General features: G+C 65.4%; 22 protein-coding genes. 13 read left to right on the plus strand and 9 right to left on the minus strand.

Annotation, left to right across the window (positions count from 1 at the left end):
• The first annotated feature begins 13 nt into the window (after positions 1-13).
• Positions 14-1,198 (plus strand): 4-hydroxybenzoate 3-monooxygenase, encoded by a 1,185-nt coding sequence (locus LQ955_RS17705; protein ID WP_231025798.1) that lies wholly within the window; start codon positions 14-16, stop codon positions 1,196-1,198.
• A 146-nt stretch (positions 1,199-1,344) separates the two neighbouring features.
• Here the strand turns inward: LQ955_RS17705 and LQ955_RS17710 are convergent, their stop codons facing one another.
• A complete protein-coding gene (locus LQ955_RS17710) occupies positions 1,345-2,781 on the minus strand; it encodes an NtaA/DmoA family FMN-dependent monooxygenase (protein WP_231025799.1) in 1,437 nt (478 codons plus the stop codon).
• A 14-nt stretch (positions 2,782-2,795) separates the two neighbouring features.
• On the minus strand, positions 2,796-3,959 hold the full coding sequence (locus tag LQ955_RS17715) for an ABC transporter substrate-binding protein (RefSeq protein WP_231025800.1): 1,164 nt from the start codon (positions 3,957-3,959) through the stop codon (positions 2,796-2,798).
• Positions 3,960-4,160: 201 nt separating this feature from the next.
• Between LQ955_RS17715 and LQ955_RS17720 the strand changes: the two genes are divergently transcribed.
• Entirely contained in the window at positions 4,161-4,724 is a 564-nt protein-coding gene (locus LQ955_RS17720; RefSeq protein ID WP_231025801.1) for a helix-turn-helix domain-containing protein, read from the plus strand.
• Between the two features lie 47 nt (positions 4,725-4,771).
• Here the strand turns inward: LQ955_RS17720 and ppk2 are convergent, their stop codons facing one another.
• Positions 4,772-5,713 (minus strand): polyphosphate kinase 2, encoded by a 942-nt coding sequence (ppk2, locus tag LQ955_RS17725; RefSeq protein ID WP_231025802.1) that lies wholly within the window; start codon positions 5,711-5,713, stop codon positions 4,772-4,774.
• A 115-nt stretch (positions 5,714-5,828) separates the two neighbouring features.
• Between ppk2 and LQ955_RS17730 the strand changes: the two genes are divergently transcribed.
• A complete protein-coding gene (locus LQ955_RS17730; protein WP_231025803.1) occupies positions 5,829-6,185 on the plus strand; it encodes a PRC-barrel domain-containing protein in 357 nt (118 codons plus the stop codon).
• A 150-nt stretch (positions 6,186-6,335) separates the two neighbouring features.
• Here the strand turns inward: LQ955_RS17730 and LQ955_RS17735 are convergent, their stop codons facing one another.
• Positions 6,336-7,112 (minus strand): helix-turn-helix domain-containing protein, encoded by a 777-nt coding sequence (locus LQ955_RS17735; RefSeq protein ID WP_231025804.1) that lies wholly within the window; start codon positions 7,110-7,112, stop codon positions 6,336-6,338.
• On the minus strand, positions 7,106-8,200 hold the full coding sequence (locus LQ955_RS17740; protein WP_231025805.1) for a substrate-binding domain-containing protein: 1,095 nt from the start codon (positions 8,198-8,200) through the stop codon (positions 7,106-7,108). The genes LQ955_RS17735 and LQ955_RS17740 overlap by 7 nt, the downstream gene beginning before the upstream one ends.
• 248 nt (positions 8,201-8,448) lie before the next feature.
• Between LQ955_RS17740 and LQ955_RS17745 the strand changes: the two genes are divergently transcribed.
• From LQ955_RS17745 to LQ955_RS17780, 8 genes are all read left to right on the plus strand, one after another.
• Positions 8,449-8,763, plus strand: coding sequence for a putative quinol monooxygenase (locus tag LQ955_RS17745; RefSeq protein WP_231025806.1), 315 nt, complete (start codon positions 8,449-8,451; stop codon positions 8,761-8,763).
• On the plus strand, positions 8,760-9,830 hold the full coding sequence (locus tag LQ955_RS17750; protein WP_231025807.1) for a Gfo/Idh/MocA family protein: 1,071 nt from the start codon (positions 8,760-8,762) through the stop codon (positions 9,828-9,830). The genes LQ955_RS17745 and LQ955_RS17750 overlap by 4 nt, the downstream gene beginning before the upstream one ends.
• A 48-nt stretch (positions 9,831-9,878) precedes the next feature.
• Complete coding sequence (locus LQ955_RS17755; RefSeq protein WP_231025808.1) at positions 9,879-11,078, plus strand: Gfo/Idh/MocA family protein; 1,200 nt, start codon at positions 9,879-9,881, stop codon at positions 11,076-11,078.
• Between the two features lie 46 nt (positions 11,079-11,124).
• A complete protein-coding gene (locus LQ955_RS17760; protein ID WP_231025809.1) occupies positions 11,125-12,150 on the plus strand; it encodes an autoinducer 2 ABC transporter substrate-binding protein in 1,026 nt (341 codons plus the stop codon).
• Positions 12,151-12,222: 72 nt separating this feature from the next.
• On the plus strand, positions 12,223-13,776 hold the full coding sequence (locus tag LQ955_RS17765) for a sugar ABC transporter ATP-binding protein (RefSeq protein WP_231025810.1): 1,554 nt from the start codon (positions 12,223-12,225) through the stop codon (positions 13,774-13,776).
• A gap of 2 nt (positions 13,777-13,778) precedes the next feature.
• A complete protein-coding gene (locus LQ955_RS17770; protein ID WP_231025811.1) occupies positions 13,779-14,813 on the plus strand; it encodes an ABC transporter permease in 1,035 nt (344 codons plus the stop codon).
• Positions 14,810-15,913: an ABC transporter permease gene (locus tag LQ955_RS17775; RefSeq protein WP_231025812.1), complete on the plus strand. Its 1,104-nt coding sequence runs from the start codon at positions 14,810-14,812 to the stop codon at positions 15,911-15,913. Before LQ955_RS17770 ends, LQ955_RS17775 begins: the two co-directional genes overlap by 4 nt.
• An 89-nt stretch (positions 15,914-16,002) precedes the next feature.
• A complete protein-coding gene (locus tag LQ955_RS17780; protein WP_231025813.1) occupies positions 16,003-16,275 on the plus strand; it encodes a CPBP family intramembrane glutamic endopeptidase in 273 nt (90 codons plus the stop codon).
• Positions 16,276-16,326: 51 nt separating this feature from the next.
• On the opposite strand, the gene LQ955_RS17785 is transcribed toward LQ955_RS17780, so the two are convergent.
• Positions 16,327-17,157 (minus strand): aldo/keto reductase, encoded by an 831-nt coding sequence (locus tag LQ955_RS17785; RefSeq protein WP_231025814.1) that lies wholly within the window; start codon positions 17,155-17,157, stop codon positions 16,327-16,329.
• 202 nt (positions 17,158-17,359) lie between these two features.
• Here LQ955_RS17785 and LQ955_RS17790 point away from each other — a divergent pair, with 202 nt between their 5' ends.
• The gene (locus LQ955_RS17790; protein WP_231025815.1) at positions 17,360-18,706 is read left to right on the plus strand and encodes an L-serine ammonia-lyase; all 1,347 of its coding nucleotides are present in this window, start codon (positions 17,360-17,362) and stop codon (positions 18,704-18,706) included.
• Here the strand turns inward: LQ955_RS17790 and LQ955_RS17795 are convergent.
• The 3 genes from LQ955_RS17795 to msrB form a co-directional block, all read right to left on the minus strand.
• Positions 18,697-18,852, minus strand: coding sequence for a hypothetical protein (locus tag LQ955_RS17795; RefSeq protein WP_231025816.1), 156 nt, complete (start codon positions 18,850-18,852; stop codon positions 18,697-18,699). The genes LQ955_RS17790 and LQ955_RS17795 overlap by 10 nt on opposite strands.
• A 71-nt stretch (positions 18,853-18,923) precedes the next feature.
• Positions 18,924-19,442, minus strand: coding sequence for a peptide-methionine (S)-S-oxide reductase MsrA (msrA, locus tag LQ955_RS17800; protein ID WP_231025817.1), 519 nt, complete (start codon positions 19,440-19,442; stop codon positions 18,924-18,926).
• Between the two features lie 2 nt (positions 19,443-19,444).
• Positions 19,445-19,903, minus strand: a complete 459-nt coding sequence (gene msrB / locus LQ955_RS17805; protein ID WP_231025818.1) for a peptide-methionine (R)-S-oxide reductase MsrB — start codon at positions 19,901-19,903, stop codon at positions 19,445-19,447.
• 248 nt (positions 19,904-20,151) lie between these two features.
• On the opposite strand from msrB, the gene LQ955_RS17810 reads away from it, so the two are divergent.
• Positions 20,152-21,336: a Fic family protein gene (locus tag LQ955_RS17810; RefSeq protein ID WP_231025819.1), complete on the plus strand. Its 1,185-nt coding sequence runs from the start codon at positions 20,152-20,154 to the stop codon at positions 21,334-21,336.
• The last annotated feature ends 4 nt before the right edge of the window (positions 21,337-21,340 follow it).

Here is a 21,340-nt window from a genome sequence, read left to right on the forward strand (position 1 = left end):
TAGGGAACACACCATGCCCCACCTCACCACCCGCGTCGCCATCGTCGGCGCCGGCCCCGCCGGACTGCTGCTCGGCTGGTCGCTGCACCGGGCCGGCATCGACTTCGTCATTGTCGAGAACCGCGACCGCGACTACGTGCTCGGCCGTATTCGCGCCGGCGTGCTCGAGCAGGGTTCGGTCGAGACGCTCGAGCGGCTCGGCGTCGGTGCCGGGGTGCAGGCGAACGGCATGGTGCACAACGGCATCTACCTGCAGTACTCCGGCGAGCGGCACCACATCGACTTCACCGAACTGCTCGGCCGCACGGTCACGATCTACGGCCAGCAGGCGGTGGTGCACGATCTGGTCGAGGCGCATGACGGCGCGGGCACGCCCGTCTTCTACGACGCGAACGACGTCGCGGTGCACGACCTCACCGGGTCGCCTTCGCTGACCTTCGAGCACGACGGTCAGCCGTACACGGTGAACGCCGACTTCATCGTGGGGGCCGACGGCTTTCACGGCGTGTGCCGCCAGTCGGTGCCGGCGGATGCCCTGCAGAGCTACGAGCGGGAATACCCTTTCGCCTGGCTGGGCATTCTGGCCGATGTCGCACCGTCGACCGACGAGCTCATCTACGCCTTGCACGACGACGGATTCGCCATGCACTCGATGCGCTCGCACACCGTGTCGCGGCTCTACGTGCAGGTCGACCCCGCCGACGACATCGCGAACTGGTCGGATGCCCGCATCTGGGACGCCCTGCACACCCGTCTCGCCGTGCCGGGCTGGACCCTCGACGAAGGCCCCATCACCGAGAAATCCATTCTGCCGATGCGCAGCTTCGTCGTCTCGACGCTGCAGTACGGGTCGCTCTTTCTCGTCGGCGACGCGGGTCACATCGTGCCGCCCACCGGAGCGAAGGGGCTCAACTCGGCGATGTCTGACGTCTCGCAGCTGAGTGCCGCGCTGGTGTCGCACTACGCAGGCACCGATACGCTGCTCGCGGCGTACAGCTCCACCGCGCTGTCTCGGCAGTGGAAGGTGCAGCAGTTCTCCCAGTGGATGACCGACCTGCTGCACAAGCGCCCCGAAACCGATGCCGCGGGAGCCTTCGACTACCGCAGCCAGCTCGGCCGGCTCGACTACGTCACGCACTCCACCGAAGCGAAGCGCTCGCTCGCCGAGCAGTACACCGGCCTGCGTCTCGACGTCTAGCCGGTGCCGCACCCGCGGCTAGCCTGCGCCGTGCCTGCGGTGGCCGTCACCCGCGCTCGTGCGACCACGGCGCCGAGTTGAGGGTTCTGTACCCACCTCAACTCGGCGCCGAGGTCTCACGAGACACGGGCAACGTAACGCTACGCTCAGGCCACTTCGAGGCTCTCGGGCTGCCGGTCATCCGTTGCCGCAGCACCCGCACCCGCGACATCCGCACCGCCCGCGCGGTGTGAAGCGCCCGTGTGCTCGGCCGGCAGCCGCTTGTGACCCTCGCCGAAGAGGTGCTCGCGCAGCGTGGTGCCCTCGAGCGACTCCTTCGCGAGCCCCCGTGCGCGGAACTCGGGCAGCAGCAGGTCGATGTAGTCGTCGTAGCTGCCCGGCACCAGGTAGGGCTGAATAGCGAACCCGTCGGCCCCGGTCGCCTCGATGAACTCCTCGACCTGGTCGGCGATCTGCGTGGGCGAGCCGACGAAGATCGTGCCGTTGACCCCGTTACGCCGGTAGTCCTCGATGATCTCGCCGACCGTTGCGGGAGCGACATCGTCAGAGCCGGCGAACCGTTCGACGCTGCTCTGCCCCTGCTCGGTGCGTACGCCGCCGAGGGGTTTGTCGGGATCCATCGCGAGCAGGTCGATACCCGTGAGCGTGGCGTAGAACGCCGCAGCCGACTCCTTGGTCGAGTAGCTCAGCATCACCTCACGCTTGGCCAGCGCTTCTTCTTCGGTCGGCGCCGTGACGAATCCCGCGCCGATCAAGAACTTGATCGAATCGGCGGCCCGGCCGTAGCCGACGGCACGCCGCCGAATGTCGGCGATGTTCGCCGCGACATGCACCGGGTCTCCGCCGGCGAGAAACACCGCTTCGGCGTAGCGAGCGGCGAAGTCCTTGCCAGGACCTGACGTGCCGGCCTGCACCAGCAGAGGAGTGCGCTGCGGCGACGGCGGAACCGTCAAGAACCCGTCCGACTTGAAGTACGGCCCGTCGTGATGGGTTTCGTGCAGCTTCGTCGAGTCGGCATAGACGCCACTCTCTTTGTCGATCACGAGCGCGTCATCTTCCCACGACCCCTCCCACAGCTTCAGCGACAGCTGCAGGTGGTCGTCGGCGATCTCGTATCGCTTGTCGTGGGGAATCATGGTCTCACCGAACAGGCGAGCGGATGCCGCTTGGCCCGATCCCGTCACGATGTTCCAGCCGATGCGGCCCTTCGTGAGGTGGTCGAGTGTGGCGTACCGGCGGGTCAGCGACTGCGGTTTCTCGGTGGTGGTCGAGGCCGTCACGACGATTCCGAGGTTCTTCGTCGCCGCGGCGATGGCCGACACGAGCACCAGCGGATCCGCCGCCCCGATGTTCGCGTCTGACACCCTGATGTCGAAGAACCGGTCGGAGGCGTCGGGCGCGCCGTAGGCGTCGGCGAAGAAGAGAAAGTCGAAGCCCGCCTCATCGAATTTCTTGCCGAGCTCGACCCAGTGGTCGACATCGAGGTAGTGCGTGGAGGTGTTCTCGGGGTGTCGCCAGCTGCCGTAGCTCGTGCCTGCCGGGCCGAGCTGCTGAAAGATGGCCAGGGTCAGGGGTTTTGTCATGGTGCGGGGCCTTTCTATTTGCCGAAACCGATGGACTGGTCGATGAACTGGTTCGTATAGATGTCTGACGCAGCGAGCCCGCTCTTCGCCGTGACGCCTTCGCCTGCCAGAATCGGCGTCACGATGCTGATCATCTTGGTGACCCGGGCATCGTCGAAGTCGCCGACGTAGCCGTTCGTGCCGTCGCTCGCGATGTTCAGAGTGCGCACCTCTTTCGCCGCATAGTCGGCGACATCGGCTCCGTATACCCAGCCGGTGTTGTACTGGGTCACCAGGTTCTGAATCAGCGCGTTCGTGGCAGCCGGGTTGGTGTAGTAATCCACGTCGGCCTGCTGCAGAACCGGCACGAGCTTGCTCAGGCACGCCGAATCAGTGCTGAGGTCGCCCGTGCGAACGGCCAGGGAGTTCGCGTAGCTCGGCCAGCCGGCGTCGGCGAACAGCTGGAAGTCGACGGGTTTGTCCCATGCGGCGATGTCGTGAGCGTAGGTGTACGGCTCCGAGGTCGCGTATCCGGTCTGGCCGGATTTGCCGCCGTCTGCGACGAAGTTGCCTGCCGTGCCGTCGTAGTTCTTCGTGATCTGGCTCGCCGGGTAGAGACCGGATGCCGACATCCAATCGACGCCGACGGAACCGTCAGACGCGATGAGGTTGGCGCCGGTCTTGGCGAGGTCGCTGATCGTCTTCACATTCGGGTACGTCGCAGGATCCCAGAGAACGACGCTCGGGTCGACGTCGAACTGGGCGAAGACGGCAGTGGTCGGCAGGGTGGACGAATCCTGGATTGCTTCGGCGGTGTCGACGTAGCCGAGCATGATGCTCGGGTCGGCGTACATCTGCGCGCTCGCGGTCTGGTAGCCGATGGCGGGGCCGCCTGTTCTGATCTCCACGTTGACTCCGGTGGGGAGTCCTTTGCTGTAGAGAGGCCCCGAGACGATCTTCTTCGAGGCATCGATCGTGGGGTTCGGGCCAAGCAGCTGGTAGAGCGTTCCGTGCTCGGATTCAGGGTTCCAGTTGGTCTGAATGACCACGGTCGCCGGGCACGAACCCGACAGGTCGACGGCCCCAGCAGCCGCCGTCTCGGCGGGTGCCGCCGAGCTGCTGCTCGCGCAGCCTGACAGGGCGATTCCGGCTAAACTGACAAGGCCCACCAGGGCCGCGAGTTGTTTTCTCTTTTTCACAGGACCACGTCTTTCGTAAAGAGGGAAGGCGACACCGTACCGATGCAGCGATTTTTACGGGGTAAACATTTGCTACGGTAGGTGCTGGTCGTTGCATCGCGATTTCTCGCATGTTTCGAGCGGGTAACCAGTTGTGAGGAGATTCAGCTGAGCGAGGCAGTCGGCCGTAATACGGTGCCCCTCGACCACGATGCGGTGGTCATGGGCGAGCTGATCAGAGCCCGGCGCAAGCACAAGGGGCTGACCCTCAAAGAGCTCGCCGTGCTGTCGGGGCTGTCGCATCCGTTCATCAGCCTGGTCGAACGCGGTCGAGCCCGGCCGAGTCTGCCGTCGTTCGCCAGTCTCGCCCGTGCCCTCGACACCACACCGGTCGATCTGCTCGCGGCCCTGAACCCGCCTCCCAGCTCTGCCGGGCATCCGGAGCTGGTCACGGTCACCCGCAGCTCGTCACGTGCGCCTAGCTACGGCAACGGCTCGGGTCAGCTGCTGATCTCTGCGCCGGGCCGGGTGCGAATGATGGAGGTGCACTCGGAGGGGGTGCCGACGGAGCTGCGGCTCAGTCATGACGATGTCGACGAATACCTCTACATTCTCGAGGGCAGCATCGAAGCGCACGTAGATGATCAGCGGCACGTTCTCGGTGTCGGCGACACGATTCGGGTGCCCGCCGGCAGCCTGCACAACTGGTGGACGAGCGACGGGCAGCCGTACCGCCTGCTCATGACGAGCGTCAGCGTCGAGAAGGCCTCAGGCGAGGCCGGCTGAGGTGAGGCCGAGTTCGATCGGCACCGGTCGGTGCCGGAGCCGACGGCTCAGGCGGCCGAACCGGCCGGCGTCGTGGCCGATCCGCTCTCACCGCGCTCGTACACCTGCGCCGCCGACCCGACGATCTTGGCGTCGGGTGTCGACACGACGAGTGCATCTTTGTTCTCGTAGTCGAAGAGCGAGAGCACGTGCCGCATGGCCTCGAGCCGGGCGCGCTTCTTGTCGTTGCTCTTCACCACAGTCCACGGGGCGGTGTCGGTGTCGGTTGCGGCGAACATGGCCTCTTTCGCGGCCGTGTAGGTGCCCCATTTGTCGAGCGAGGCGATGTCCATGGGGGACAGCTTCCATTGCCGCACAGGGTCGACCTGCCGAATGGCGAAGCGAGTGCGTTGTTCGTCGGCCGACACTGAGAACCAGAACTTGATGAGGTCGATGCCGTCGCCCACGAGCATCCGTTCGAAGGCCGGGGTCTGGCGCATGAACTCGTCGTACTGCTCATCGGTGCAGAAGCCCATGACACGCTCGACCCCGGCGCGGTTGTACCACGACCGGTCGAACAGCACGATCTCGCCGACCGCCGGCAGGTGCTGCACGTAGCGCTGAAAGTACCACTGGGTCTGCTCGCGCTCACTCGGCTTCTCGAGCGCAACGGTGCGCGCCCCGCGCGGGTTGAGGTGCTCGGTGAAGCGTTTGATCGTGCCGCCTTTTCCGGCTGCGTCGCGGCCTTCGAACACGATGACGAGGCGTCTGCCGTGCGCCTTGACCCAGTTCTGCAGCTTCAACAGCTCGATTTGCAGCAGCCGCTTGACGAGCTCGTACTCGTCGCGGTCCATGCGGTAGTCGTACGGGTAGCCCTCTCGCCAGGTGTCGATCGCCGCGCCGTCGCGGTCGACCAGCACGGGGTCGTCGTCGTCATTGTCGAGCACGGTGAATCCGAGCACGTCACTCAGATCGGGGGCAGGCAGATACGAGTTTTCGCTGTTCGTCACGATGCCGCATCCTAAAGGCCTCTGGTGACGAGCAGGTGAACAGGCACGCGGTGCCGCTCGGCTGAGCTAGCGTGGAGGCAGCAGCCGGGGTGCCCTGGCAGAGACGGGGTACCGGATGTTCGATGCAGAGAACCTACGCGACTGGATCGGCCTCGCCGTGGTCGACCAGAAAGACGACAAGATCGGCACGCTCGAGAGCGTGTACTTCGACACCTCCGCCGATGTGCCGTCGTTCGCGACCGTCAAGGTGGGTATTCTGAGCGGTCAGAAGCTGGTGTTCGTGCCGCTCGCCGGCGCTCTGGTGGCGCCCAAACATGTCAAGGTGATGTTCGACAAGAAGAAGGTCAAAGAGGCGCCGTCGATCGCTACCGACGGCGAGCTCGACGCCGCCAGCGAGCCGGGGGTGTTCGCCTACTACGACCTGGCCTACGAGACCGGTTCGGGCGGCGAGCGTCGCCTCGGCCGCCGCTGAGCGCGCCCGCCCGCGCCGCCGCCCGCCCCGCCCAGGCTTCGGTTCCGCGGTGGTTTGGCGCCCGCGCGGTAGTTCGAACTACCGCGCGTGCGCCGAAACACCGCGCCTGCGCCGAAACACCGCGCGGGCGCGGGGGGCGGCGAGAGCCGCTTACGGCGCGGCGGCGTCGGGGGTGGTGATGCCCTCGGCGATCGCCTGGAAGGCGAGGGCCGCCTGCCGCACGGCCGCCGCGAGGCGGCTCACTCCTTCAGCGTCGAACTGGTCGGCGGGCACGGTGGCGGTGACGGCGCCGAGCAGCGTGGCGCCCACGGTGATCGGGTACGCGATTTCTGCACCGCGTTCGGAGCGCAGGTTGCTCATGGTGAGGTCGCCGTTGCTCCGCGCGAGCCGCGATTGTGTGCGGGAGATCTCGGCGAGGCCCGCGTCGTCATTGGTCAGCATTCCCGAGAACGCGTCGAAGTGGGCGCGCAGGTCTGCTGCAGAGATGCCGGCGAGAAGAGCGAGCCCTGCGCTGCTCGAAACGAGCGCGAGCCGGCGCCCCGGGCGCGGGGTGAGCGGAATGTTGAGCCGCCCGTGTCGCACCGCCAGACACAGCACTTCGTCGCAATAGAGCGCATCGAACGTGACAGTGACGCCCGCCAGATCGTCGATCTTGTCACACGTCGCGACAAAATCGTCGATGATCGGAATGCCCGCGGTGAAGCCCGTCGCCGCCTGACTGAGCGCGCGCCCGAGAATGAGCCGCCCGTCGGGCTGCCGACGCAGAAAGTGCTCTTGCTCGAGGCTCGAGCAGAGGTCTGAGCCCGAGCTTCTGGCTATTCCCGTGCGATCGGAGATGTCAGAGACAGTGGATGCCCCGTGCTGGGCCACATGCTCCAGGATCGCCACCGCTCGCGGTATCGCCGGTGAGCGCACCGTTTCTACCACGGCTCGTACTCCTTCGCGTTCTCGGCCGACACGATCTCGCTCGGCAGCAGCACCGTTCCATGTGCGGGCTGAAACCCGGAGCACAGGGCGATGCCGAGCCGGAAGGCCGACGCCACCAACGCCGTCGGGCTCTGGCTCGACGTGCTGACGTGCAGGCTGCCGTCGACGATCTTCTTCACGATGTCGGCCGAGCCGTCGACGCTCGAGATCTTGGGGGAGCGCCCCGCGCGTTCGCTCGCCGCGGCGACGCCCACCGAGGTGGGGTCGTTCACCGCGAAGAAGGCGTCGATATTCGGATGCTCGGCCAGAATCTCACTGGCGACACGCTCGCTGCTGACGCTGTCGTTGTTCGCCCGGCCGTAGGCCACGACCGACAACTGCGGATACGACCGCAGCGCCTCTCGAAACCCCTCGACCCGGTCGGCGATAGCGGTGACCGGCATGCCGTCGACGATGGCGATGCGCGCGGGGCGGGTGAAGGTGCGCCCGAGATAGCGGGCCGCCAAGGCGCCGGCCAGCGAGTTGTCGGTGGTGATGGCGAGGTCGGCGCCGATCGCGTTGGCGTTGATAGCAACCACCGGGATTCCCGCTTCTCGCGCTCCGGCGGTGGCCTCTTCCAGCCCGTGCGAGGTCACCGGGTCGACGATGACCAGATCGACGCCGCTGGCGACATAGGCGTCGATCTGTCGCGCCTGAACGGCGGTGTCGTAGTCGGCCGATTCGGCCACGAGCTGGATTCCGCGTTGCGCCGCCTCGAGCCGCGCTGCGCGCAGCTCGGCCAGGTAGAAGTCGTTCGTCACCGACGGCACGGTCAGGCCGATTCGTCGCACGAGCGGCGTTTGCGCGCCCACGGCGGCCCCCAGTTCGACCGCTGCAACACCCAGCCAGTAGCGACCGTCGGTTCCGCGGCTGAAAATCCGGTCGGCGGCCAAGGCCTGGCAGATGCCCATGACGCTGCTCTTCGGCGCGCCGATCGCCTTGGTGATCTCGGAAAGGCTGAGGGGGCGCGGCGATGCGCTCACGACTCGCAGAATGGCGGCAGCCCGCCCGATGGCGGGAACGCGAGCGGAACCGTGCGCCTGAGCCATACCCTCCCCGCCTTCGTGGATGCGGCTCCCGACGTGCCAGGGGTTGCCAGCTATAGGCATCTCACGAGCCCCCACAACGATACATGTTCGTCTTCCTTGACATTCCGATTCGCGCCCGTCTACAGTGGTGTCGTTCCACCACACGAACAGTAGAACGATATATGAAACAGCTCAGAAAAACAAGATCTCGCCCGCCAGCGAGAATCCGGGCGCTGCGACCAGCGCCGCCACGAGAAACAGAGGAATCAATGACGAAGCCCGGCTGCACCCTCACCGCCACGCTGCAGGCCAAGCCTGAACGGCGTGAAGAATTGCGCGATCTGCTCGAGTCGTTCGTGCCGAAGTCGCGCTCAGAAGACGGCTGCATCGAATACGTGCTGCAGGTCAGCGACGAAGACGAGAACACCTTCATGTTCTATGAGAACTGGGTGTCGAAAGACCACCTCGACCGCCACATGGCGCTGCCGTACCAGCTGGAGTGGTTCGAGCGTCAGCCCGAACTGCTCGCGGCCCCGGCCCGCATGCACTTCTACACGCTCGTCACCGACTACGCACGCGCGTGAGTTCTGACGTGACGACGGTCGTGGATGCCCAGCACTCCGTTCCCGCTCTGACGGGTACGGTGCGCTGGGGTGTGCTCGGCTCGGCGTGGATCAACGAGGTGGCTATTCCGGGCATCCTGCGGGCGCCGAATGCCACGCTCGCCGCTGTTTCGAGCCGTCGGCCCGAGCAGGCGCAGCTCGACGCCGAGCGTTGGGGTGCCGAGAAGGCCTACAGCTCTTATGACGAGCTGCTGGCAGACCCCACGATCGACGCCGTTTATATTCCGGTGCCGAACGCCCTGCACGTCGAGTGGACCGTCAAGGCGCTGCAGGCCGGCAAGCACGTGCTGTGCGAGAAGCCGCTCGCTCTGGGGCTGGCCGAGGCCGAGCTCGTCGCGGCCGCGGCTGCCGAAGCCGATCGTTACGTGCTCGAGGCCTTCATGTACCGCTTCGCACCGCGCTGGCACCGTGCCGCAGAGATCGTGGCAGAGGGGCTCATCGGCGAACCTCGTGTCGCCCGCCTGTCGATGGGATTCAAGCAGTTCTACGAGGGTTACAACATAAGGTTCGATCCGGCGCAGGGCGGCGGCGTGATCTGGGACATGGGCTGCTACGTCGTGAACAAGTCGCGCATGATCTTCGGGCGCGAGCCTGTCTCGGTGTCGGCAACCGCGTTCACTCGGCCCGGCGAGAACGTCGAGACCACGGCGAACATCGTGCTCGACTTCGGCAACGGCCAGAGCTCGGTGTGCAACGTGTCGTTCGACTACATCAACACCTTCAGTCTCGACGAGATCGTCGGCACCGATGGCTGGGTGAACATGCCCGGTACCGGTATGCGCGGTGAGCCCTACTCCCAGTTGCAGTGGTATCGCTGGGACGACGAGCTGTTCATCGACGGAGCGGTTCCGGTCGTCGAGACATTCGAGTTCAGCGACAACTTCGAACTCGAGGTGCAGCACCTGAGCGAAGCCATTCTCGCCGGTCACGCACCGAAGTACGGCGCAGCGGATGCCCTGGCCAACGCCCGCGTTCTCAACGCCGTCTTCACCTCCATCGCCGAAAAACGGCTCGTCGAGCTCGGCTGAGCCGGGCCGAACACCCCCACCCCACCCCGACGACAAGGATGTCGAACAATGTTGACCTTTGACCCCAGTGGCAAACCCGAGCTGGGTATCGGCATGGTCGGTCACGGTTTCATGGGCGCCGCGCACTCGCACGGCTGGCGCAGCGCGCCGCACTTTTTCGACCTGCCGTTCCGTCCGAAGCTCGTGGCGCTGGCCGGCCGTAGCCCCGCCGCTCTCGAGCGTGCGGCGGCCCAGTACGGCTGGGCATCCACGACCACCGATTGGCGAAGTCTGCTCGAGCGCGACGACATTCAGGTCATCGACATCTGCGCGCAAGGCGACGCCCACGCCGAGATCGCGATCGCTGCGCTCGAGGCTGGAAAGCACGTGCTCTGCGAGAAGCCGCTCGCCAATACCGCGGCCGAAGCCGAGACCATGGTGGCTGCCGCAGCGGCGGCCGCGCCGCACGGAGTCATCGCGCGGGTGGGCTTCACCTATCGTTTTGTACCCGCGGTGTGGCTCGCGCACGACCTCATCGCACAGGGGCGTATCGGGGCGATCCGTCAGGTGCGGGCGCAGTACCTGCAAGACTGGCTCGCCGACGACCTCACGCCGATGAGCTGGCGACTCGACAAGGCGCAGGCGGGGTCGGGCGCGCTGGGTGACATCGGCGCGCACATCGTCGACCTGGCCCAGTTTCTGACCGGCGAGCAGATCACGGCGGTCGCCGGCTCGCTGCACACGTTCGTCACACATCGCCCCGCCGCGAGCGAGAACGCCCGCGCCCTCGGCGGCAGAGGCGCGGAAGACGCCCCGAAGCTGCCGGTGACCGTCGACGACACGGCCGTGTTCACGGCTCGGTTCGAGGGCGGGGCCCTCGGAACGTTCGAGGCGACGCGCATGGCGACGGGTCGCCGCAACGTGCTGCGCATCGAGGTGAACGGCACCACCGGGTCGGTCGCCTTCGACTACGACGACTCGTCGGCGCTGCAGTACTACTCCGCCGCAGACGACAGTCTCACGCAAGGGTTTCGGCGCATTCATGCGACTGGCCCCGATCATCCCTTCGCCGAAGCCTGGTGGCCCGCGGGGCACGGGCTCGGCTACGACCACGGTTTCGTTCACGAAATCGCCCGGTTCGTCGACGACATCGCCGATGGCGGCTCGCGAACCCCCACCTTCTCAGAGGGACTGCACGTTCAGCGTGTGCTCGAAGCGGTCGAACGCAGTTCGGCCGACGAGTCGCGCTGGAGCGCTCTCGCCTTCTGATACCCACACAGTCAGAATTCACCAAGAGATAAAGGAAACAGGTTCAATGAAGATCCAGAAGAAACTCACGATCGGGGCGGCGGCAACGCTTGCGCTGGCGGTCGCCCTCACCGGCTGCACCTCGAAGAACGCCAGTTCGGCGTCGAGCACCGGCGGCAGCGACAAGATCACGGTCGCGTTCGTGCCCAAGCTGCAGGGCATTCCGATTTTCGAGGCGATGGATGCCGGTGGCAAGGCCGGCGCGTCCACCCTCGGCAGCACGTGGCTGTACCAGGGTGCCACCTCTGACGACGCGGCCCAGCAGGCCGACATCGTGCGCGGCTTCATCCAGCAGAAGGTCAGCGCCATCATCGTGGCGCCGAACGACCCCGATTCGATCGCGCCCGTGCTGAAAGAGGCACAAGACGCGGGCATCAAGGTGCTCACGTCAGACACCGACGCTCCCAATTCCGTGCGCCAGGTGTTCGTCGCCCAGGCCAGCGACAAGGGCATCGGCGACGCGCTGTCAGACCAGCTGGCCACCGCCATGGGCGGCTCGGGAGAGTACGCCATCGTGTCGTGCGGTGAGACGGCCAACAACCTCAACGCCTGGATCGCCGAAGAGAAGTCGTACATCGGCGCGAACCACCCCGACATGACTCTCGTCGACACCGTGTTCGCCGGCGAAGACCAGGCCAAGAGCGCTCAGATGGCCACCGACCTCATCAACGCGCACCCGAACCTGAAGGGCATCATCGGCGAGTGCACCACCTCGGCACCGGGCGTGGCGCAGGCCGTTCGTGACGCCGGAAAGATCGGCGTCGTGCACACCGTGGGCGTCGGCACTCCGACCACCATGAAGCCGTATCTCGCCGACGGCTCGTCCTCGGCCTCGGTTCTCTGGGATGCCACGGCCCTCGGCAACCTCGCGAACTGGGCGGCTGTTCAGCTCGCCCAGGGCAAGACGTTCGCCGCAACCAACAACGTCAGCACCGACCTTCCTGCCGTCGCCTACGACGACAGCACCAAGACGCTGCTGCTCGGGCCGCCGCTGATCATCACGACGGCCAACGTCGACCAGTTCAACTACTAGTCCGGTCAACGACTAGTCCGTTCATCCACCTGCCCGTTCACACCTGAACGGCACGACCCGAAGAAGGGCGACATGGAACTCGAAGCTGAATCGATCGACGGGCGAGTGGATGCTGCGGCCTCCCCACCCCGATTGAAAATGTCAGGCATCTCCAAGCGATACGGAGCCGTGCGTGCCATTCGTGAGGCCGACATCACCGTGCGCCCGGGTACCGTGCACGCGCTGGTCGGCGAGAACGGCGCGGGCAAGTCGACGCTCATCAAAATCCTGTCGGGGGCGGAAGCCCCCGACACGGGTTCGATCGAGATCGACGGGGTCGCACAGGCCATCGCGACGACCTCTGATGCGATGGCTCTCGGAATCGCCACGGTGTATCAAGAACCGCAGCTGTTCGCCGAGCTCAGCGTCGCAGAGAACATCTTTCTGGGCCGGGAGATCCGAAAGGGCGGCCGTGTCGACTGGCGGGCGCAGTACGAGCGTGTCGCCGAGCTGCTCGCGCTGATCGGGCTGCCCGCGCGATTCGCGACCGAGCTCGTGGGTGACCTCTCGATCGCCGAACAGCAGCAGGTGTCGATTGCGAAGGCCCTGGCCAACGAGGCGCGCATTCTGATTCTCGACGAACCGTCGGCGATTCTCACCGACGCCGAGATCGAGTTGCTGTTTCTCGTCGTGCGAACGCTGGTGAGCCGGGGAGTCTCGGTGATCTACATCTCGCACCGTCTCGACGAACTCATGAAGATCGCCGACGAGGTGACCGTGATGCGTGACGGTCGCACGGTGTCGACGCACCCCATCGAAGATCTGAGCGTGCGGCAGATCGCCGAGCTCATGGTGGGCGGCATTCTGAACGACGAGCGAGCCGAGCGCGAGACGGCGCCCGGCGACGTGCGGCTGAAGCTGACCGATCTCGCGCTCGGCCGCCGCTTCAATGGGGTGAATGTGTCGGTGCGAACCGCCGAGATCGTGGCCCTGTACGGACTCGTGGGCTCGGGTGTCGCCGACATCGCGAACACCATCTTCGGCATGGCTCGCGCCACGGGTGGTTCGATCGAACTCGACGGCGTCGCCATCGCCCCGTCGTCACCGCGCGCGGCCCAGAAGCTCGGCATCGCGTACCTGCCGGCGAACCGCAAGAAAGAGGGCATGTTCTCCTTTCAATCGATTGCCTTCAATATCTCTGCGGGGCACCTGCGGCTGTTGAGCACTCTCGGCATCTGGGTCGATACCGGCCGGGAGAAGAAGGTCGCGTCGGAGATGATCACGCGGCTCGCCATCAAGACCCCGAACCAGCGTCAGGCCGTGGGGGCACTTTCAGGCGGAAACGCGCAGAAGGTCATCCTGGCCCGTCAGCTCGTCGAGCGACCCCGGCTGCTGATTCTCGCCGAGCCGACGCAGGGTGTCGACATCGGCGCGAAAGAAGAGATCCACCGGCTGATCGTCGAGCTGGCCGAAGCGGGTACCGCCGTTCTCGTGGTCACGAGCGATCTGCCGGAGGCGCTCCGGGTGGCCGACCGCCTGATCGTGGTGCGCGGCGGTAAGACGACGGTCGAATTCGACAATTCGGCGACGCAGGTCGATGTGCTCGCCGCCGCGGCAGGTTCTGCCACCGAAGAACTGAGGAACTGAACATGACGACTCTGCTCGAGCGCCCCGACGCCCCGCCTACTCCGCCCGCGCCTTCGCGCACCCGAAAGCGCATTCTGCCGCGCGCGGTGTCGGGCCAGGAGTGGATTCTGCTCGGCGTCATCGCCGCACTCTGGATCGCCCTCGGCGCTTTCACCCCCGCGTTTCTTTCGGCGAACTCGATTCAGCCGCTCTTCGCCTACGTCACGCCGATCTGCCTGATCGGCATCGGAATGACGATCGTCATCACCACGGGCGGCATCGACGTGTCGGTCGCGGGCATGCTGCTCGTCTGTGCGGTCGTGACGGCGAAACTGCTCGTCGATGTGGGCGTCTCGCTCGGGGTGGCGGTTGCCGTCTCGGTGCTGCTCGGGGCGTTTCTCGGGCTGCTGAACGGGTTGCTGATCGCCTACGGGCGGGTGCATCCGATCATCATCACGTTCGGTACCGCCAACATCTTTCTGTTCATCGGGCTCACGGTGTTCGACTCGAAGGTGATCAACGGGCTGCCTTCGACGCTCGAGTGGTTCGGGCGGGGCGAGGCCGGGCGCACGCTCGGGTTGCCGCACGCGTTCGTTCTGACGATCATCCTCGTGGCCATCGCCTGGTGGTGCATGCGGCACACGGTGATCGGCCGGCACTTCTATGCCATCGGCGGTGACCCCACGGCCGCTCGGCTCGCGGGAGTCAAAGTCGAACGGCTCACGGTCATCGCCTATGTCACGACGGGAGCGATGGTGGGGCTCGCGGCCGTCATCACGCTGGCCAGCGGCACCTCGACGCTCGAACCGTCGGTCGGTGCCGGTCAGGAGCTTGCGGTGATCGCCGCCGTCGTCATTGGCGGCACGTCGATTCTCGGCGGTCGCGGCTCGGTGTTCGGCACACTGCTGGGTGCGATTCTCGTGCAGACCGTGTCGTCGGGGGTCACCCAGCTCGGCTGGCCGTCGCAGCTCAGCGAGCTCTTCGTCGGGGTGTTTATCATCATCGCCGTCGGCACCGACATACTTCGCCAGCGAGCCAGAAAAGGAAAACGGCTATGACTAACACGCTCACCGATCGGGCCGCGACGAAGCACCCCGAACCGAACACTCCGACCGAGCGAGAGGGTCTGCCCGCGCGCATCGTTCGGCTGATTCTCACGCAGCGCATCGTGTTGCTCGGCCTGCTGCTGGTGATTCTGCTGGTGGTGATGTTCTCGCTCGACGCGGCCGGTCAGCTCAGCGGATCGTTCGACACCGACTACCTCGCGTCGTCGCTCATCAACGTGGTGCCACTCGCAATGCTTGCGGTGGCCGAGATGGTGGTGATCGTCAGCGGCCGTGGCGGCATCGACCTGTCGGTCGGCGCGATCGTCTCGCTGGCGGGCATGGTGTTCGGGTTGTCGTATGGCGAGTGGGGGTGGCCGATCTGGCTGGCGATCATCGTCGCGGTCGCTTTCGGCGGCCTCTGCGGTGCGGTGAACGGGTTCTTGATCGCCTACCTGGGCTTCCCCGCTCTGATTGCGACCCTGGCGACGTTCTATGCCTACAAATCGCTGGCGCTGGTGATCAATAACCAGGCGCCCGTGAACACCAAGCCGATTCAAGACCTGTACTCGTCGGCCCAGGCGGTGCAGCTGCCGATCATCGGCGAGTACATTCCGAACTTTCCGCTCGGGCTCTTCACCTTCTTGATTCCTACGCTGCTCGTCGCCTGGCTGCTCATCACCAAGACCACCTACGGTCGGCGGCTCTTCGCCATCGGCACGAACGACGTGGCGGCGAAGTGGGCGGGCATGAACGTGGCCTCGACCAGGGCTCGGGCCTACGTCATCTCGGGGTTGCTCTCGGGTCTGGTCTCGGTCGTGACGGTCGCCCAGTTCGCCTCGGCCAGGCCGGATTCCGGTGTCTCGGGCAATGGCATGGCCCTCCCGGCGATCACCATCGCGGTGCTCGGTGGCGTGGCGATCACGGGGGGAATCGGGCGCATCTCGGGGCTCGTGCTGGCCAGCCTGCTCATCGTCTGGCTGAACGCCGGCCTGCTGCTGCTCATCGCTGGCAACGCCAGCGGGCGGTACCAGCTGCTCGCTCTCGGCGCAGTGCTCGTGTTCGCGGCCGTGCTCAACGGCATCACCAGCCGAAGATACAGCGGCGCGAAGTAGCAGGCGTGTCTAGCACGTGAGTCGCTCGTCGTCGGCATGCAATGCTCGACCGGCGCCCGCCCTGCGGTGCCGACGGAGATGAGGCGAGCGTGACCGAGAAACGAGACCTGCACCGTGACGATCGCTTCGGGCGTCAGCTCGAGCGCCGCGACGCGCGTGACTTTCCGTTCTACAACGGGCAGCCGGTCGAGGTGGCGACCTGGAAGTGGATGGGCATCGGCGTCGCGCGGCTGGTGCTGACGCTGGCCTTCATTCGCACGAAGAACATTCTGGTGTCGACCGGCGCGCACATTCTGAACGACTGGGGTGGGTTCACGTTCGCATTGCTGACCGGTCTAGCGGCCGCGGGGGCGACCCGCTGAGCCGGCCGGCCGCCGCGGGCGCGCCCTGCTGAGCCGGGTCGGTCGCCCGACCTACTGCTCTTCGTGCACTCGAGGGTCGCCGCCGAGGCGGCCGCGGGAGAGCGACGAGATCGCGGCGAGGTCGTCAGGGCTCAGCTCGAACGAGAAGAGGTCGAGGTTCTGCGCTTGTCTGGCGGCGTCCGCGCTCTTCGGAATCGGAATCGAGTTCAGCTGAACGTGCCAGCGCAGCACGGCCTGTGCGGGCGAGACGCCGAGTCGGCTCGCTACGTCTACGACGACGGCTTCTTCGAGGATTCCCTTGCCCTGACCCAGCGGGCTCCACGCCTCGGTGGCAATGCCGGCAGCAGTGTGAAACGCCCGCAGTTCGTGTTGCGGAAAGTACGGATGCAGCTCCACCTGGTTGACCGCCGGGAGTACCCCCGTTTCATCCGCGAGCCTCGTGAGGTGATCTTCGGTGAAGTTCGAGACCCCGATCGAGCGGATGAGGCCGTCTTTCTGCAGCGCGATCATCGCGCGCCAGGAGTCGACGTAGCGGTCCACGCTCGGGTTCGGCCAGTGAATCAGGTAGAGATCGACGTACTCGAGACCGAGCCGTTCGCGTGACTCGGTGAATGACGCGATGGTCGAATCGAACCCCTGGTGCCGCCCGGGCAGCTTGGTGGCGATCTGGATGCTCGAGCGCACTTCGCCCGATTCGGCGAACCCCCGCCCGACCCCCTTCTCGTTGCCGTAGTTGTACGCCGAATCGATGAGTGTGTACCCGGAGGAGATGGCACCGGCGACCGCCGGCTCCACTGCACGGTCGTCGAGTGGGTAGGTGCCGAATCCGACGGAGGGCAGCGAGTTCCCGTCGTTGAGAGCGATTGTGGGAACGGTGGTCATGACATGGTCTCCTGGCACTGGCTGGGTCATCGGCAGAGCTGCACGATTGTGTTTCATATTTCGTATTAACTATCGAAATATGACTCGATAAGGCTAGCCAACTCGCCGGTCGGCCGTCAAGGCGCCGCTCACGTGAGCGGCGCCGGAGTCAGTGCTACCGTGACCTGATGACCTCGAGCACCGCTGCAGAGTCGGCGAAACCATGACCGGCATCTACGTCTCTGCCCTCGACCTGTTCTCCATCGGTATCGGGCCGTCGAGCTCACACACGGTCGGGCCCATGCGGGCGGGGCGGATGTTCGTGGACGAGCTCGCCGCATGCGGCCTGTCGCGCTCCTTCGACCGCCTGACGTGCACGTTGCACGGCTCTCTCGGTGCGACCGGCATCGGGCACGGCACGCCCGACGCCGTGATCGCGGGGTTGCGCGGGCGGGTGCCCGAGACGTGTGATCCTGCCGAGGTGCACGGGTCGTGGGAGGAGCTGGGGCAGGGCGAGACGCTCTCGGTGGCCGGCGTGCCGCTGACCCGCCACGACATCGTGTTCGAGCCGTTCGCGCGGGGGTACGGGCATCCGAATGCCCTGACGCTGACGGCAGAGCACGAGGGCGTGACGCTGCTGACGCGCACGTATCTGTCGATCGGCGGCGGTTTTGTGCTCACGGCGGATGCCGCCCCCGAGGCCTCCGCTCTGCCGGCACACGTGCCGCTCTCGGCGTACGCGAACGCAGACGGCCTGCTGCGAGAGGCGCAGGGTCGCTCGATCGCGGCCGTCGCTCTCGACGACGAGTTGCAGATGTTCGGTCGTGACGCGGTCGACGAGGGTCTCGACGCGATCTGGGCCGCGATGAGCGCGTGCGTGCGTGCGGGACTGTCGACGCGGGGCGGTCTTCCGGGTGGACTCGGCGTCACACGTCGGGCAGCGGATGCTCATGACCAGCTGTCACGTCGGCCCCTCGGCTCCGTGTCGGCCGACGAGTGGGTGGCCGTCTACGCGATGGCGGTGAACGAGGAGAACGCTGCCGGTGGCCGGGTCGTCACGGCCCCGACGAACGGTGCAGCGGGCGTCGTACCGGCGGTGCTGTACCACCTCGTGCACGAGGGTGCGTCTGACGCGGACATCCGGTGCTTTCTGCTCACCGCTTCGGCGATCGGCTCGATCGTCAAAGCCAACGCTTCGATCTCGGGAGCAGAGGCGGGCTGCCAGGGCGAAGTCGGCACCGCGTGCGCCATGGCGGCCGGCGGCCTGTGCGCCGTCTGGGGCGGCACCCCGGAGCAGGTGGAGAACGCCGCCGAGATCGCCATGGAACACCACCTCGGCCTGACCTGCGACCCGGTCGGCGGGCTGGTGCAGATTCCGTGCATCGAGCGCAATGCGGTCGCCGCGTCGACCGCTCTTACGGCCGCGCGCATCGCCCTGCTCGGCGACGGGCACCACGTCGTGTCGCTCGATACCGTGATCGAGACGATGCGCCAGACCGGCAACGATATGTCGTCGCGCTACAAAGAGACGTCAACCGGCGGCCTTGCCGTCAACGTGCCCTACTGCTGACGCCGCTCGTCGCAGATCTGCGCGCGAATGTGAACGGGGTCAGACCGCTGGGGCATCTTCGTCGGCCACGGGGCGCCCACGTTCTTCGCCATCGGTATCGCGCTGAAGAACGAGGAGTAACCGAGAATCGGCAGGCCAAATGACAATCGCGCCGAACCCTGAGTGAGCGGTTCGGCGCGATGCGTGTAGTGCGGTGAAGCGGATGCTCGGGTCAGCGTCAGCTGGTGAGCTGCTCTTCGCGGTGCGGGAGCTTCCAGCCCGGGCGCACGTAGTGGCAGGTGTAGCCGTAGGGATCTTTCTCCAGGTAGTCCTGGTGCTCCTCTTCGGCCTCCCAGAAGGCGCCCGCGGGCTCGACCTCGGTGACGACCGTGCCGGGCCAGATACCCGAGGCGTTCACATCGGCGATGGTGTCGAGCGCCACGCGCTTCTGCTCATCGGTGGTGTAGAAGATGGCCGAGCGGTAGCTGCGGCCGACGTCGTTGCCCTGACGGTTCTTGGTCGACGGGTCGTGAATCTGAAAGAAGAACTCGAGCAGGTCACGGTAGGAGATGAGCGCGGGGTCGAACTCGATCTCCACGGCCTCGGCGTGGTCGCCGTGGTTGCGGTACGTGGCATTCGGAGTGTCGCCACCCGAGTAGCCCACGCGAGTGGAAAGCACTCCCGGGCGACGGCGCAGCAGCTGCTGCGCACCCCAGAAACATCCGCCGGCGAGAATTGCGGTTTCAGTCGTTGCCATGATTAGGACTCCTTGGTGTCGAACAGGCTGGTGTAGTCACCGTAGCCCTGGGCCTCGAGCGAGCCTCGGGGGATGAACCGCAGGGCGGCGGAGTTGATGCAGTAGCGCAGGCCGCCCTCGGCGACGGGGCCGTCGTCGAAAAGGTGACCGAGGTGGCTGTCGCCGTTGGCCGAACGCACCTCGGTGCGCACCATGCCGTAGCTCTTGTCGTCGCGGCGAACCACGTTCGCGGAGTTGATGGGGCGGGTGAAGCTCGGCCATCCGGAGCGGCTGTCGTACTTGTCGGTGGAGGCGAACAGGGGCTCGCCCGAGACGATGTCGACGTAGATGCCGTCTTCGTGGTTGTCCCAGAATTCGCCGGTGAAGGCGGGCTCGGTGGCGCTCTGCTGGGTGACCGCGAACTGCTCGGGGGTGAGCTGAGAAATCGCGGTGAGGTCTTTACGGTACTCGGTGGTAGTCATAGAGTCTGGCTCCTTGAGGATTGCGCCGCTGGCTGCGGCGGTCATTGATTACAACCACGAAGGGGTGCAAATAGTTCCCGCTGACGCGGGCCGTCGGTAGGAATTCGGCCTGTTCTCTCTCGTGAAGCGTTGCCCGATTCGGCCATTCGTCGAATACTGGCAAACTTGAATCACCGTTGTCTGCATTCAAGTAGAACGCGATTCGCTTGAATTACACTCTTGTTAGTTCAAGTTAACTTGGGAGCGAAATGGATGTCGAGCGTCTCGGACAAAGCTCGCTAGGAGACCTCGTGCCGATCAGTGGCACCGACCGGGCTACTGGTGGCAGCTTCAGTCATTTCGCCTTCGTAGCCCGCCCCCTCGCAGAGGAGCCGCAGCTGACTAATGAAACCTGGCGCGCTGTCTCAAGAGCCAATCACGCATTGGGTCGCCTTCAACAGGGTTCTTTGATCGTCAAGAATCCAAGCATTCTGCGGCAACCGACTTTACGGCGGGAAGCGCAGAGTACGTCTGCGCTCGAAGGCACGTTCGCGCCGCTAGAAGAAGTGCTCGCGGCGAACGTGATAGACCAACCCAACAGGTCTCTCGCCCTGCGAGAAGTTTTGAACTACGTGCACGCAGCCGAAATTGCGTTCGATTCGCTTGCAGAGGGAAGGCCCATAACCGTCGGCCTCATCGAGGATCTGCATGCACAGCTAGTAGCGGGAACCGCAGCAGACACGAGTGATGCCGGAAGGATTCGCTCGATTCAGGTGGCTATCGGCACGCAAGGTGGTGGGATCGATCAAGCACGGTTCATTCCTATGCCGCCGGGGACCACTCTCAAGGCAGCGTTCGGTGATCTCGTAGAGTGGATTCGCCGAAGTGAGAACGACGTAACCGATCGAGATCCGCTGGTCGCTGCGGCCATGACGCACTATCAGTTTGAGACAATTCATCCTTTCAACGACGGTAACGGGCGGCTCGGACGACTGCTCATTGTGCTTCAGCTCCTGCAAGATCACGCGTTGACCGAACCCTTGCTCAGTGTCTCACCGTGGTTCGAAGCTCGACGAAGCCAATATCAAGACGCGCTCGCCGAGGTCAGCATGACTGGAGACTGGAATGCGTGGGTCACGTTTTTCGCGCACGGTCTTGAGGCTTCGGCAATCGACACCGCGCGGCGGCTCGAGTCGCTGTTGGCTGTCCAGCAGCATTACCACGACGTACTTCGTGACGCGAAGGCTCGTGGCATTGTTCGCGATATCGTCGATTATCTGATTGCATCCCCGTACGTCAGCATTCGAAACCTCGCCGACCTGACAGGGGCGACTTATCAAGCTGCCAGCACGGCCGCGAATAAGCTCGTCGACCTTGGAATTCTCGAAGAGACATTCAGCCAGAACGTGCGAGTCTTCCGTGCAAACGAGGTTCTGGCGGCGATCTTGCAGTAGCACG

Origin of the sequence: Subtercola endophyticus (assembly GCF_021044565.1) — a bacterium.
Lineage (GTDB): Bacteria > Actinomycetota > Actinomycetes > Actinomycetales > Microbacteriaceae > Subtercola > Subtercola endophyticus.